The sequence below is a fragment of the Mycobacterium sp. HM-7 genome (assembly GCF_053852335.1).
Genome location: NZ_CM132657.1, coordinates 2,151,203 through 2,165,075 on the forward strand (window position 1 = coordinate 2,151,203; position 13,873 = coordinate 2,165,075).

13 protein-coding genes are annotated in these 13,873 nt (G+C 68.4%); 8 read left to right on the forward strand and 5 right to left on the reverse strand.

The window, feature by feature from the left end:
• Window positions 1-3 precede the first annotated feature (3 nt).
• Both ACWW1C_RS10325 and ACWW1C_RS10330 read left to right on the forward strand, forming a co-directional pair.
• Entirely contained in the window at window positions 4-1,107 is a 1,104-nt protein-coding gene (locus ACWW1C_RS10325; RefSeq protein WP_455983341.1) for a cystathionine gamma-lyase, read from the forward strand.
• 77 nt (window positions 1,108-1,184) lie between these two features.
• Window positions 1,185-2,303, forward strand: a complete 1,119-nt coding sequence (locus ACWW1C_RS10330; RefSeq protein ID WP_455983342.1) for a D-alanine--D-alanine ligase family protein — start codon at window positions 1,185-1,187, stop codon at window positions 2,301-2,303.
• Here the strand turns inward: ACWW1C_RS10330 and ACWW1C_RS10335 are convergent.
• Window positions 2,300-2,875, reverse strand: a complete 576-nt coding sequence (locus ACWW1C_RS10335; protein ID WP_455983343.1) for a DUF3515 domain-containing protein — start codon at window positions 2,873-2,875, stop codon at window positions 2,300-2,302. The genes ACWW1C_RS10330 and ACWW1C_RS10335 overlap by 4 nt on opposite strands.
• Window positions 2,876-2,944: 69 nt before the next feature.
• Here ACWW1C_RS10335 and ACWW1C_RS10340 point away from each other — a divergent pair, with 69 nt between their 5' ends.
• Both ACWW1C_RS10340 and ACWW1C_RS10345 read left to right on the forward strand, forming a co-directional pair.
• Complete coding sequence (locus ACWW1C_RS10340; RefSeq protein WP_455983344.1) at window positions 2,945-3,907, forward strand: thiamine-phosphate kinase; 963 nt, start codon at window positions 2,945-2,947, stop codon at window positions 3,905-3,907.
• A gap of 9 nt (window positions 3,908-3,916) precedes the next feature.
• Window positions 3,917-4,600, forward strand: a complete 684-nt coding sequence (locus tag ACWW1C_RS10345) for a uracil-DNA glycosylase (protein ID WP_455983345.1) — start codon at window positions 3,917-3,919, stop codon at window positions 4,598-4,600.
• Window positions 4,601-4,833: 233 nt separating this feature from the next.
• Here the strand turns inward: ACWW1C_RS10345 and rpmB are convergent, their stop codons facing one another.
• A complete protein-coding gene (gene rpmB / locus ACWW1C_RS10350) occupies window positions 4,834-5,028 on the reverse strand; it encodes a 50S ribosomal protein L28 (RefSeq protein ID WP_029105766.1) in 195 nt (64 codons plus the stop codon).
• A 261-nt stretch (window positions 5,029-5,289) separates the two neighbouring features.
• Between rpmB and ACWW1C_RS10355 the strand changes: the two genes are divergently transcribed.
• The 3 genes from ACWW1C_RS10355 to ACWW1C_RS10365 are packed head-to-tail and all read left to right on the forward strand — an operon-like array spanning window position 5,290 to window position 9,921.
• Window positions 5,290-6,963 carry a DAK2 domain-containing protein gene (locus ACWW1C_RS10355; RefSeq protein WP_455983346.1) on the forward strand — a complete coding sequence of 558 codons (1,674 nt, stop codon included), beginning with the start codon at window positions 5,290-5,292 and terminating at the stop codon, window positions 6,961-6,963.
• Window positions 6,964-6,965: 2 nt separating this feature from the next.
• Window positions 6,966-9,185: an ATP-dependent DNA helicase RecG gene (gene recG / locus ACWW1C_RS10360; RefSeq protein WP_455983347.1), complete on the forward strand. Its 2,220-nt coding sequence runs from the start codon at window positions 6,966-6,968 to the stop codon at window positions 9,183-9,185.
• Window positions 9,186-9,213: 28 nt separating this feature from the next.
• Window positions 9,214-9,921: an HNH endonuclease family protein gene (locus ACWW1C_RS10365; RefSeq protein WP_455983348.1), complete on the forward strand. Its 708-nt coding sequence runs from the start codon at window positions 9,214-9,216 to the stop codon at window positions 9,919-9,921.
• A 323-nt stretch (window positions 9,922-10,244) separates the two neighbouring features.
• Here ACWW1C_RS10365 and ACWW1C_RS10370 read toward each other — a convergent pair whose 3' ends face one another.
• From ACWW1C_RS10370 to ACWW1C_RS10380, 3 genes are all read right to left on the reverse strand, one after another.
• A complete protein-coding gene (locus tag ACWW1C_RS10370; RefSeq protein WP_455983349.1) occupies window positions 10,245-10,598 on the reverse strand; it encodes a hypothetical protein in 354 nt (117 codons plus the stop codon).
• A gap of 391 nt (window positions 10,599-10,989) precedes the next feature.
• On the reverse strand, window positions 10,990-11,826 hold the full coding sequence (locus tag ACWW1C_RS10375; protein ID WP_455983350.1) for an aldo/keto reductase: 837 nt from the start codon (window positions 11,824-11,826) through the stop codon (window positions 10,990-10,992).
• Window positions 11,827-11,831: 5 nt separating this feature from the next.
• The gene (locus ACWW1C_RS10380; protein ID WP_455984224.1) at window positions 11,832-12,686 is read right to left on the reverse strand and encodes an aldo/keto reductase; all 855 of its coding nucleotides are present in this window, start codon (window positions 12,684-12,686) and stop codon (window positions 11,832-11,834) included.
• Between ACWW1C_RS10380 and ACWW1C_RS10385 the strand changes: the two genes are divergently transcribed.
• Window positions 12,679-13,830, forward strand: a complete 1,152-nt coding sequence (locus ACWW1C_RS10385) for an alpha/beta hydrolase (RefSeq protein WP_455983351.1) — start codon at window positions 12,679-12,681, stop codon at window positions 13,828-13,830. The genes ACWW1C_RS10380 and ACWW1C_RS10385 overlap by 8 nt on opposite strands.
• Window positions 13,831-13,873 lie beyond the last annotated feature (43 nt).

Genomic DNA, 13,873 nt, shown 5'->3' on the forward strand with positions numbered 1-13,873 from the left:
GCGATGGACGGCCAGTTCGGCGACTCCACCCGTAGCGTCAAAGCGACGGCATCGCAACGGGTTCCAGGGCTACCGGTCGCGCCGCCCCCGGTTCCGGTGGCGGCGTATCACCTGTCCGATGACGAATCCGACGGTCTGGACTTTTACGGCCGCAACTCCAATCCGGCTTGGCGGCAACTGGAATCGGCCCTGGCCGAACTGGAAGGCGCAGTGTCGGCGCTGACGTTCTCGTCCGGAATGGCCGCCATCTCGTCCGCACTGCGGGTGCTGGCGACCCCGGGGACCACTCTGGTGGTTCCGGCCGACGGCTACTACCAGGTACGCCGGTACGCGGCCGAGTATCTCGCGGCCCGCGGCGTCACGGTCATCGAGGCGACCGCCGCACAGATGTACGACGCGGCCGTGGGTGCCGACGTCGTGCTCGCCGAATCTCCGGTCAACCCGACGCTCGATGTCGTCGACCTGCACCGGTTGTCCACGATCTGCCGCTCGCGTGGCGCCACCCTGGTGGTGGACAACACCGCCGCGACCCCGCTCGGCCAGCGGCCCCTGTCGCTCGGCGCGGACCTGGTGGTCGCCAGCGCCACGAAGGGGTTGTCCGGGCACAGCGATCTGCTGGCCGGCTACGTCGCCGGATGCCACCGGGAGCTGATGGCCGCCATCGAACGGGACCGGCTGCTCGCCGGCGCGATCCTGGGGCACTTCGAGGCCTGGCTGGCGCTGCGAAGCCTCGGCACCGCCGGTCTGCGGTTCGAGCGACAGTGCGGCAATGCGCTCGCGCTGGCCGTGACGCTCGACGCCCACCCCGCCGTGCGAGCCGTGCGCTATCCCGGACTGCCGACCGACCCGGCGCATCCCGTCGCGCGGGACCAGATGCGACGTTTCGGCGGCCTGATCGCGATCGAGCTGGCCGACGCCGCCGCCGTGCGCGACCTGGTGAACGGCAGCGCGCTGCTGGTCGCCGCGACCAGTTTCGGCGGCATCCACACCTCGGTGGACAGGCGCGCACGCTGGGGCGATGCGGTGGCGCCGGGCTTTGCGCGGATATCGCTCGGCATCGAGGACACCGACGACCTACTGGCCGACATCACGGGTGCGCTGGGGTAGTCAGGCGCACCCGTGATGGTGACCGCCGCGGCACCGGCGTGCCGACCGACGTTGGTGAGGGCTAGCCTCTCTAGTTTGTGACTGCCCCTCATTCCTCAGCAGCCGCCGGCCGTACCCGGGTCGCCGTCGTTTACGGCGGACGCAGTTCGGAGCACGCCATCTCCTGTGTTTCGGCCGGGAGCATCCTGCGCAACCTGGATCCGGCCCGTTACGAGGTCGTCGCCGTCGGCATCACCCCGGAGGGCTCCTGGGTGCTCGGCGACGGTCGCCCGGAGAGCCTCGCCATCACCGACGGACAGCTGCCGGGCGTCACCGAGGCGTCCGGTACCGCGCTGACGCTGGCCGCCGATCCGAACCGCCGCGGTGAACTGCTGTCGCTGCAGGACGGCGTCGCGCAGGTCCTGACGGCCGTCGATGTCGTCTTTCCGGTGCTGCACGGTCCGTACGGCGAGGACGGCACCATCCAGGGCCTGCTGGAACTGGCCGGCGTGCCGTACGTCGGCGCGGGCGTGCTGGCCAGCGCGGCCGGCATGGACAAGGAATTCACCAAGAAGCTGCTGGCCGCCGATGGTCTGCCGATCGGCGACCAGGTGGTGCTGCGGCCGCGCGACGCGACGCTGAGCCTCGACGACCGGGAACGGCTGGGTCTGCCGGTGTTCGTCAAGCCGGCCCGCGGCGGATCGTCCATCGGGGTGAGCCGCGTCGCCTCGTGGGACGAGCTGGATCAGGCCATCGCCTATGCGCGCCAACATGATCCGAAGGTGATCGTCGAAGCCGCGATGCCGGGCCGCGAAGTGGAATGCGGTGTGCTGGAGTACCCGGACGGCCGGGTCGCGGCCAGCGCGCTCGGTGAGATTCGCGTGGGCAGTGTCGGCACAGGGTTCTACGACTTCGCCACCAAGTACCTCGAGGACGCCGCCGAGCTCGACGTGCCCGCCAAGGTCGATGACGAAACCGCTGACGAGATAAGGCAATTGGCCATCCGCGCGTTCAAGGCGCTGGACTGCCAGGGCCTGGCCCGCGTCGACTTCTTCCTGACCGAGAACGGGCCGGTGATCAACGAGATCAACACCATGCCCGGCTTCACCACCATCTCGATGTACCCGCAGATGTGGGCGGCCAGCGGTGTCGACTACGCCACGCTGCTGGGCGTCATGGTGGACACCGCACTCGGGCGGGGGACCGGCCTCCGTTAGCGGGCCGGTGCCGGGTCCAGCGGACGGGCCGGCATCACCTTCTCGATGAGCTCGGAGACGGTCTGGATCGGCGTCGGACCGGAACCCTGCGGCAGTGTCAGCGCCACGTAGGTGGCCTGCGAACCGTGGTCGACGGCGTACCAAGTGCTGGCCGAGGGGCCGCTGGACTCGAACCACGAGACCGCATTCACCATCTGCAGCGGCGCGCCGACGACGAAGCTGTCGGGGCGCTCGACACCGCAGCGCAGCACCACCGCGTCGATACCGGTCGGCCCCAGCCATGCGGCGGCGCCGGGCGGAGCGGGGTCGGCAAGCGTAGCCCGGCGGAAGTCACCCATGGTGTCCGGCAGGGCGGCGAGCAGTGCGCGGCACTGGTCGCTGTCGGCCTGCGGCGCCGGCGCGCCCGCCAGCGGGATCGCAACCGGCTTGTCCTCAGGTGCTTGACGCAGCGCCGCATACGCGAGCAGGCCGACGATCGCGGCGACCGCCACGACGATGGCCGCGATGATGGCGCCGCGGGGCGGGCCATCGGGATCGCCGGCCGGGTCGCTGTGGTCGCCGGGTTCGGTCATGACGGCAACTCTAGAGCGCCCGTCGCCCCGGGAGGCCGACGGCGGCCACCGTGCATAGACTCCACCACCATGACCAGCGCTCAATCCGGAGAGACCCTGGCGGGGCTCGGCGAGTTCGCGGTCATCGGGCGGATCACCGCCCGCCGTACCCAACCCGCCGAGGTCGTCGTCGGCCCGGGTGACGATGCCGCACTGCTGACGGTCGCCGACGGCCGGGTCGTGGTGTCCACCGACATGCTGGTCGAGGGGCGGCATTTCCGGTTGGACTGGTCCACGCCGCATGACGTGGGGCGCAAGGCAATCGCGCAGAATGCCGCGGACATCGAGGCCATGGGCGGACGGGCCTACGCGTTCGTCGTCGGTTTCGGGGCGCCGGTTCACACCGAGGCCGCGGATGCGCAGCGACTCTCCGATGGAATGTGGTCGGAGGCAACGAAATTCGGTGCCGGAATCGTCGGCGGCGACCTGGTGGCCGCGCCGCAATGGGTGATCTCGGTGACCGTACTCGGCGACTTGGCCGGCCGCCCGCCCGTGCTGCTCTCCGGTGCGCAACCGGGGGACACCGTCGCGGTCGTCGGTGACCTGGGCTGGTCGGGTGCGGGATATGCCTTGTGGCGGGGCGGTATCCACGAATTCGACGAGCTGCGCCGGCGGCACTTGGTGCCGCACGTCCATTACGGACAGGGTGCGGCGGCCGGGGCGGCGGGCGCAACCGCACTGACGGACGTGTCCGACGGCTTGGTCGCCGACCTCGGCCACATCGCGGCGGCCTCCGGCGTCGCCGTCGACCTGTCGATGGCAGCGCTCGGCACTGACGTGGCGACGCTGGCGCCGGCGGCCGCGATGGTCGGCGGCGACGCGCGCGACTGGGTGCTCGGCGGCGGTGAGGACCACGTGCTGGTCGGCACCTTCGCCGGCGCGCTGCCGGACGGGTGGCGGGCCATCGGCACCGTTGGCCCCGGGGAATCACGTGTGACGATCGACGGTGCGTCATGGCATGGAGCCGGCGGCTGGGAATCGTTCGGTCAGTAAGGTACTGGCGTGACCGCCCGACCCCTGCACGACCTGATCGACCCCGGCTGGGCCGTGGCCCTGGAACCCGTCGCCCCCCAGATCACCGCGATGGGCGAATTCCTGCGCGCCGAGAACGCGGCCGGCCACGGCTATCTGCCGGCGGGGGAGAATGTGTTGCGCGCCTTCACCTTCCCGTTCGACGAGGTGCGGGTGCTGATCGTCGGGCAGGACCCCTATCCGACCCCGGGGCATGCCGTAGGGCTGAGCTTCTCGGTGGCACCCGACGTGCGGCCGCTGCCGCGCAGCCTGTCCAACATCTTCACCGAGTACACCGCCGACCTGGGCTTCGAACAGCCCGGCTGCGGCGATCTGAGCCCGTGGTCCAAGCAGGGCGTCATGATGCTGAACAGGGTGCTGACGGTCCGGCCGGGCAATCCCGCGTCGCACCGTGGGAAGGGCTGGGAGGCCGTCACCGAATGCGCGATCAGGGCCCTGATCGCGCGGCCGCAGCCGTTGGTGGCGGTGTTGTGGGGCCGGGACGCGCAGACGCTCAAGCCCATGCTCACCGGTGACCGGTGTGCGAGCATCGAATCGGTGCACCCGTCCCCGTTGTCGGCGTCCCGCGGGTTCTTCGGATCCCGGCCGTTCAGCCGGGCCAACGAGCTGCTGACGCGCCTCGGCGCCGAGCCCATCGACTGGCGCCTGCCCTAGTCCCGGAGCGCTGTTTCCTCGTCCCGCGACCAGCGCTGCGATTACCTCCCGCGAGCGGCCGTGTTTGTACGCCGACACGCCGGTTCTGGTGTGCATTTTGCGGCCGCTCGGCGGCGGTGAGCGGCCGCGGCCCGCACCTGAAGACACACAAAAGCGCTGCGCGGGATACGCGCAGCGCTCAGGTGCAAAGCTTCAGTTGTCGGCGGAATCGATCCGCCCGGCGGTAGCCGGAACTAGCCGCGGGTAACCTTGCCGGCCTTGAGGCAGGAGGTGCAGGCGTTCACGCGCTTGCGGTTGCCACCCGGACGGTCCACGGCACGCACGGTCTGGATGTTCGGATCCCAGCGGCGGTTGGTCCGACGGTGGGAGTGCGAGACGGACATGCCGAAGCCCGGTCCCTTTCCGCAGATGTCGCACACGGCGGCCATGAAGAACTCCTCGAAATCAGTACTTGGGGGTCTGAGTCCGACGGCCACACAGTGATGCGGCGCGAACAGACAACCTGACCAGGATACCGGGCGGCCCGACGATCACCAAAATGGGTCCCGTGGCCGGCCGGACATCGTGCGCTCCATGGGAGTTGGTCAGGAGATTTGTCGGGGCCAGTGGCTAGGCTGGCGGGGCACCGAGGGGTACGGGCGGGCGACTGGAGAATCGGGGCGAACCCGGGCGGACGCGATGGAGGTCACATGTCAGCTGGCGTGGGTCGCACACCCCGTCCGCTGGATGGGATCGCGCTGCGTGACTGGGCTCACGCCGCGGTCCTGCACCTGATCGCCCACACCGACGAGATCAACCGGCTGAACGTCTATCCCGTCGCCGATTCTGATACCGGCACCAACATGTTGTTCACCATGCGCGCGGCCGCCGCGCAGGCCGACGAGGCCGTGGAAGCGGCGGGCAACGATGTGGTGGCGGTGTCGGCGGCGCTGTCGGCCGGGGCGTTGCACGGCGCTCGGGGCAACTCGGGTGTCATCCTGTCGCAGATCCTGCGCGGCGTGGCCGACGTGGTCGCCGAGGCCGCGTTGCAACGTGGTGAGACCAGAGAATGCGGTGAGATCACCGCCCCGGAGTTCACCGCGGCCCTCCATCACGCCCAGGTGCTGGCCGTCGCATCGGTCGGGCAGACCGTGCCCGGAACCATCGTGTCGGTGCTGCAGGCAGCTGCGCTGGAAGCGGAGAACCACAACGGGGTGACCGACCTCGCCACCGTGGCGGCCGCGGTCTCGGACGCCGCCGCGGTGGCTCTCGAGCGCACGCCCGATCAGCTCGACGTGCTCGCGGAAGCAGGTGTCGTCGACGCCGGCGGCCGCGGACTGCTGGTTCTGCTCGACGCCCTGACCGCGACGCTCTCCGGTGGCTCGACGCCGCGTCCTCAGTACCAGCCGGGGACCGGCTACCCGCGGGCCGACCACGACCATGACCATCACGAAATCAACGGCACACCACCGCAATTCGAGGTGATGTACCTGCTGGGCGACTGCCATCCGGACGACGTCGAGGTGTTGCGCGCCCGGTTGCTACGGCTCGGTGAATCGGTCGCCATCGCCGCCGCGATCGCGGGTGTCCAGTACAGCGTGCATGTGCACGCCGACGATGCCGGTGCCGCGATCGAGGCCGCCCTGGATCTGGGCACGGTCAGCAGGATTCAGGTCACCGCGCTGATCGGGACTGCCGGGGCCCGGCCGTCCGGGGGCTGGAGCCGGGACCGCGCCGTGCTGGCGATCGTCGACGGCGACGGCGCGGGGGAGTTGTTCGGCGGGGAGGGCGCGCATGTGCTGCGGCCGGGCGACGGACCGGTCAGCGCACAGCAGTTCCTCGCCGGGCTGGTCGGCACCGGCGCCGCACAGATCATGGTGCTGCCCAACGGTTTCCTCGCCGCCGAGGAACTGGTGGCCGGCTGCGCCACCGCGATCAGCTGGGGCATGGACGTGGTGCCGGTACCGGCGGGATCCATGGTGCAGGGATTGGCGGCGCTGGCCGTGCACGATGCCACCCGGCAGGCCGTCGACGACGGTTACACCATGGCGCGCGCCGCGGCGGCCGCCCGGCATGGATCGGTGCGGATCGCGACCGAGGCGGCGTTGACGTGGGCCGGCCGGTGCCGTCCGGGTGACGGCCTGGGCATCGCCGGTGACGAGGTGCTGATCGTCGGCCACGATCTGGTCAGCGCCGCCAGCGGCCTGATCGATCTGCTGCTGTCGTCGGGGGGCGAACTGGTGACGGTCCTGACCGGCGCGGGTGTCGACGCGGAGGTGGGTGCCGCGCTGGCCGAGCACGTGCGCCAGGAGCACCTGGCGGCCGAGTTGGTGACTTATCACACCGGTCACCGCGGGGATGCGCTGTTGATCGGGGTGGAGTAGCGGTGGTCGCGCTGACCGACTCTCTGGTGCACGTACTGGGCGCGAAATCGGCCGCGCCACTGGAAGAATTCTTCGGTATCCGCACCGTCAACGACCTGTTGCGGCATTACCCGCGCAAGTACAGCCAGGGTATGACGGTGCTCGGTGAAGACACCGAACTGCCGGAGGAAGGCGACCACGTCACGTTCGTCGACGTCATCACCAAGGCGGAGACGCGCTGGACCAATCGGGCGCCCAAGCGCGAGTACCTGGTGGTGACGCTGGGGAACCGTAATCCCAAGGTCACCGCGACCTTCTTCAACGCCAAATTCCTCAAGAAATCCCTTGTCGAGGGCACCCGGGTGATGCTGTCGGGTGTCGTCGGATTCTACGGGCGCACAATGCAATTGACACATCCCGCACACCTGGTCCTCGGTTCCGCGGGAGGCCGCACGTTCGGGTCGCCGGCGCTGAAGAAGATCGCCGATGCCTCCGAGAAGATGCACGGCGAACTGCAGATGTCGGCGTTCGAGCGGGAGTTCTTCCCGATCTACTCGGCGTGCGCGAAGGTGCAGAGCTGGGACATCTACGCATGCATCCTGCAGGTGCTCGCCGTGCTGGACCCGATATCCGACCCGCTGCCGGAATCGATTCGGGCGCAGCGTGGTCTCATCTCCGAGGATCAGGCGCTGCGCGATATCCACCTCGGCGAGCGTGAAGCCGATCGCGAACAGGCCAGGGAGCGGCTGACTTTCGACGAGGCCGCGGGGCTGCAGTGGGCGCTGGCCGCCCGCCGGCACGGCACGCAGTCGCAGTCCGGCCCACCCGCGCCGCCCATCGACACCGGCCTCGCGGCCGCGTTGCGCGACCGGCTGCCGTTCGAATTGACCGCAGGCCAACGTGATGTGCTCGACGTGCTGTCGGCCGAGCTGTCCGAGTCCCGCCCCATGAACCGCATGCTCCAGGGCGAGGTCGGTTCGGGCAAGACCATCGTCTCGCTGATCGCCATGCTGCAGATGGTCGATGCCGGATACCAGTGTGCGCTGCTCGCTCCGACGGAAGTGCTTGCCGTGCAACATGCGCGGTCGGTTCGCGACGTGCTGGGACCGCTGGCCATGGCGGGCCAGCTCGGCGCCCCCGACGATGCGACCTCGGTGGCGCTGCTCACCGGATCCATGACCGCACAGCAGAAACGGCAGGCGCGCGAGGAAGTTTCGAGCGGGCGCGCCGGCATCGTCATCGGCACCCACGCCCTGCTGCAGGATGCGGTGGAGTTCGACCGGCTCGGCATGGTGGTGGTCGACGAGCAGCACCGGTTCGGAGTGGAGCAGCGAGACCGGTTGCGTGCCAAGGCCCCTGACGGGCTGACGCCGCACCTGCTGGTGATGACGGCGACCCCGATCCCGCGTACGGTCGCGCTGACGGTGTACGGCGATCTGGAAACCTCGACCATGCGGGAGCTGCCGCGGGGCCGGCAGCCGATCGACACCAAGACCATCTTCGTCAGCCAGAAGCCGGCCTGGCTCGACCGTGCGTGGGCCCGCATCCGCGAAGAGGTCCAAGCGGGACGGCAGGCCTACGTGGTGGCCTCCCGGATCGACGAGAACGACAAGACGACCGAGAACAAGGAGGCCGGACCGCCGCCGGTGACGGTCGTCGAGCTCTACGACAAACTGCGCACCGGGCCCCTGCACGGACTGAAGCTGGGGCTCATGCACGGCCGGCTGCCCGGCGACGAGAAGGACGCCATCATGTCGGCCTTCCGGGCCGGACAGATCGATGTGCTGGTGTGCACCACGGTCATCGAGGTCGGCGTCGACGTGCCCAACTCGACGGTCATGGTGGTGATGGACGCCGACCGCTTCGGGATCAGCCAGCTGCACCAGCTGCGGGGCCGCATCGGCCGCGGCTCGCACGCCAGCCTCTGCCTGCTCGCGACGAAGCTGCCCGAGGGATCGAAGGCCGGAGCCCGGCTGCAGGCGGTGGCCGGCACCCTCGACGGTTTCGAACTGGCCGACCTGGACCTCCAGGAGCGTCGCGAGGGAGACGTGCTGGGGCTCAACCAATCCGGACGGGCAGGGCACCTGCGGTTCCTGTCGCTGGCCGACCATCAGGAAGTCATCGAGTCGGCCCGCGCGTTCTGTCAGGCCGCCTACGCGCAGAATCCGGACGATCCGGGGATGTCGGCGCTCGCGGCCCAATTCGTCGACACCGAGCGCGTCGAGTACCTGGACAAGGCGTGACCAGGCGAGCGCAGCGACGGGAGTCGTGGTGAAGCGCCTGCTCTGGCTCGTGGCGGCGGTGGTCCTGGCCGTCGTGGTGGCCATCCAGGTCGGCACGGCCGACGAACCGGCAGCGGTCGCCGACGGCGTCGACGGTGCCGTCATCCCGACGGTGGCGCCCGGCACCGACATCGTGGCCGGTGTCGCGGTCATACCGCGGCGGGTGCGTGACCCCAACTACCGGCGCGCCGCGTTCGGGGAATCCTGGTCCGACGACAACTCGGCGCCCGGTGGCCACAACGGCTGTGACACCCGCAACGACATCTTGAACCGGGACCTGACCGACAAGACTCTCGTATCGCTCAAACGCTGCCCACAGGCAGTCCAGACCGGCGTGCTGCGCGATCCCTACACCAACGGCACCATCGCCTTCACACGCGGAAACCAGGTCGGCGCTGCGGTGCAGATCGACCACATCGTGCCGCTGGCCCTCGCCTGGGACCTCGGGGCCAGGGACTGGAATGACGAGCTCCGGCTCCGATTCGCGAATGATCCGGCGAATCTGCTCGCGGTGTCCGGGAAGTCGAACCAGGACAAGGGGGACAAGCAGCCGTCGGACTGGATGCCCCCGAACCATGGCTTCTGGTGCCAGTACGCGGTGCAGTACATCGCGGTCCTACGCGGCTACGGGCTGCCCGTCGACGCGCCGTCGGTGCCGGTTCTGCGAGATGCCGCGGCCACCTGCCCGACGAGCTAGGAGCCCTGGTCGTAGTACACGGCCACACTTCCGCGTAGTTGTTGCCTGTTCGACTGATCTCGCACCACAAATGGCTGGAGATCGTTTGCTGTGATGCGCGGAGGTGGAAAGGCCGCTAATTCGAATGCGGTCGGCGCCAAATTGCGCAGATATTGGTTGCCGAGCTACCGCGTCTCGGCAACCAATATCTGCTCATAGTGCCACGGCGAAATGACCGAGAGCGGGGCGACTGAATTTCGGGTCGGAATGCCGTCAATTCAGCTATCGGTCAATAATTCGCCGCGGTCCGATGTCAAATTCGCTCCTGTCTGTTGCGGTATCCGCTAGCGACGTCCGAAAATGCCGCCGATGGTCTTCAGGGTGCCGTTGAGTGCACCGGCGACGGTCTTGGTCGTGCCGTCGAGCGCACCCGCGGCCGTCTTGGTGGAGTTGTGCAGCCCGCCCGCGACGGTCTTGGTGGTGCCGTTGAGATCGGCGGCGACGGTCTTGGTGGTGCCGTTGAGTGCGCCGGCGACGGTCTTGGTGGTGTTGTGAAGGCCACCGGCCACCGTCTTCACCGTGCCGTCGAGTGCGCCCGCGATGCCGCCCACCGGGCTACTCGAGGTGGGCGCGTTGGCGTGGCTCGTGACCCCGGAGGTGTCGGCCTGTGCCGTGCCCGCGCCGAATGTGAATAGCAATGCGCCCAGTCCAATTGTTGCCGCACCCAATATCAAGCGTTGAGAGCTGCGACCAATTGTCGGTGTCGTTAATTCGGAAGTGTTCCTGAATGGATGAATCATTTCTCGAACCCCCTGCTCGATGATGTCCGGCTGCGTCGGAATAAACGGACGCAATATCAAATTAACGCACCAGAGGTAATAGTGGGATAGTTAACACGAACCAATTGCTGCGAGTTGTTCGACAATCGACACACGCGACCCACTGGAAACATCTGTGACAGGGGAGCGCAGACGCCCGTCGTACCGACGTGGCGCTTACCCAAAATCGTTCGCGCCAAACACAAATGGCCGTCCTCCCCGATGGGAGAACGACCATTTGTGTCTGTGTCGGTTGAAACCGCGGGCGGACTCAGATGCCGGTGTACGTGGCGGGGTCCGGGCGGTAGCGGGTGCCGTCGTCCAACCCGTTCAGGGCGTCCATGTGCTCGGCGGCCAGCTCGAAGCCGAACACGTCGAGGTTCTCGGCGATGCGCTCCGGCGACGACGAGCGGGGGATGACCGAGTTGCCCAGCTGCAGGCTCCACCGGATCAGCACCTGCGCCGGGGACTTGCCGTACTCGGCGGCAACGGACTGCACGGTTGGGTTGGTCAGCAGGCTGCCGACGCCCAGCGGGCTGTAGGCCTGCGTGACGATGCCCCGCTCGGCGTGCACCGCGCGCAACGCCGACTGGTTGAGCAGCGGGTGCAGCTCGATCTGGTTGACCACCGGGCTGACGTAGCTCAGGTCGATGATGGTCGACAGGTCCTCGTCGGAGAAGTTGCACACGCCGATGGACTTGGCACTGCCGTCGTTGTGCAGCTTGATCAGCGCACCCCAGCTGTCGACGTACTTGCTGATGTCGCCGGCCGGCCAGTGGATCATGTACAGGTCGACGTACTCCATGCCGAGCTTGTCCAGGCTGACCTTGATGGCGTCCTGTCCGGCCTGGAAACCCTGGTCGGCGTTGGCCAGCTTGGTGGTGAGGAAGATCTCGGCGCGCGGGATGCCCGAAGACGCGATCGCGCGCCCGACGGCTTCCTCGTTGCCGTAGACGGCAGCGGTGTCGATCAGTCGGATGCCCATCTCGAGCGCTGCCGAGACGGCACGCTCGGTGTCGGCGTCCGACAGTTCGGCGACACCGAGGCCGAGGGCCGGAATCGTGTTGTCGTCGTGGAGCGCCAGATTGGGAATCTCTGCGGAGGCCATGTCACCTACCCTGTGAAGTTGAACGTTCGTGGGTCGGGGCCCAGACGGGTGCCGTTGTCGAGGGTCGCGATGGACGCCATGTCCTCATCGCTGAGCTCGAAATCAAACACGTCGAAATTGCTCGCAATCCGCTCTGGGTTCACCGATTTCGGGATGACGATATTACCCAGCTGTACATGCCACCTAATCAGTACCTGCGCTGGCGTTTTTCCGTGTCGCTCGGCGATGGCGGTGATGATCGGGTCCTCGAGCAGGGAACCCTGCCCCAGCGGGCTCCACGCTTCGGTGGCGATGCCGTACCGGGCGTGGGTCTCGCGCAGCTCGGTCTGCGGCAGGCGCGGATGCAGCTCGATCTGGTTCACCGCGGGCACGATCCCGGTTGCGTCGACCAGCAGTTTGAGGTGCTCGGGTTCGAAGTTGCTGACGCCGATCGCACGAATCCGGCCCTGGTCGCGCAGGTGGGCGAACGCCTTGAAGGTGTCGATGAACAGGTTCTGCGCGGGCGTCGGCCAGTGGATCAGGTAGAGATCCAGGTAGTCGAGTCCCAACTGCGCCATGCTGGCGTCGAATGCGGCGAGGGTCTTCTCGTAGCCCTGCTCGGAGTTCCACAACTTCGTGACGACGAAGACGTCTTCACGCGGGATCCCGGAGGAGACGACGGCCCGCCCGACACCGGCTTCGTTGCCGTAGGCAGCGGCAGTGTCGATATGGCGATATCCGGCGTGCAATGCTGCACTGACGGCGCGTTCGGTCTCCTCGGCCGGTGTCTGCCACACCCCGAGCCCGACCACGGGGATGGCCGTACCGTCGTTGAGCGTCAGTGTTGGACTCGGAGCACCTGAAGGATCAGCCATGACCATGAGCATGCCAGGCGATGCTGTCCAGTCGGCGGCGACAACCGACGCCGAACTGGTTGTCCGCCCAGAGCATCCGATCGCGGGCCGCCCCAGCCGACTGCGCCTGGCGGTCCTGACCCGGGCCGGCGGCACCGCTCTCCGCATCCTGCCCAAGATTCCCGACCGGGTGAAGCGCCTGCTGCTCGGTGGGCGCCGGGTCACCATCGACGGCAACACCCTGGACACGACCTTGCAGCTGATGCTGACGGCGCAGAACTCGAGCGGCGCCGGCGGCCTGGTCGCCAGCAGTGACGTCACCGTCGCGCGCGCCCAGCTGACGACGCTGTCGCAGTACCTCGACCCGGCCATCGCCGTCACGACGACAGACTTCACCATCCCCGGCCCGGCGCAGGCGCTGCGCGCCCGGCACTACCGGCCCGACGTCACCGGCCCCACGCCGATGCTGGTCTTCTTCCACGGTGGCGGGTTCGTCGTCGGCGGCATCGAGTCGCATGACGGGCTGTGCCGCCTGATCAGCCGGGATGCCGGAGTGCAGGTCGTGTCCGTCGAGTACCGGCTGGCCCCCGAGCACCCGGCTCCGGCCGCCTCCGACGACTGCTACGCCACCTACCTCTGGTGCGTGGAGAACGCGGCGCGGCTGGGTGCGGACCCGGCGAAGATCGCGGTCGGTGGCGACAGCGCCGGCGGTAACCTGGCGGCCGTCGTGTCGCAACAGGCCCGCGACAACCGCGCGCCGTTACCGGCCCTGCAGCTGCTGATCTACCCGGTCACCAATTTCGCGGGGGACACGCGATCGAAGGTGCTGTTCGCCGACGGCTACTTCCTCAGCAAGATCGACATGGACTGGTTCCGGGCGAACTATCTGGCTGAATCGAAGCTGGACCCGTCGGATCCGCGAGTGTCGCCGCTGCTGGCCGACGATCTGTCAGGCCTCCCGCCGGCGCTGGTGCTCACCGGCGGGTTCGATCCGCTGCGGGACGAAGGCGACGCCTATGCCGCGGCGTTGGCCGCTGCCGGGGTACCGGTGGATCACCGCACGTACGGGTCCCTGATCCACGCCTTCGCGAATTTCTTCCCGCTCGGCGGCGACAGCGCGGTTGCGACTGCGGACTTCATATCCGCCTTCCGGGCGCACCTCACCCGCTGAGGCACGGGTCCGGCCGAGTTTCGGGACGGCGTCGGTACCCTTG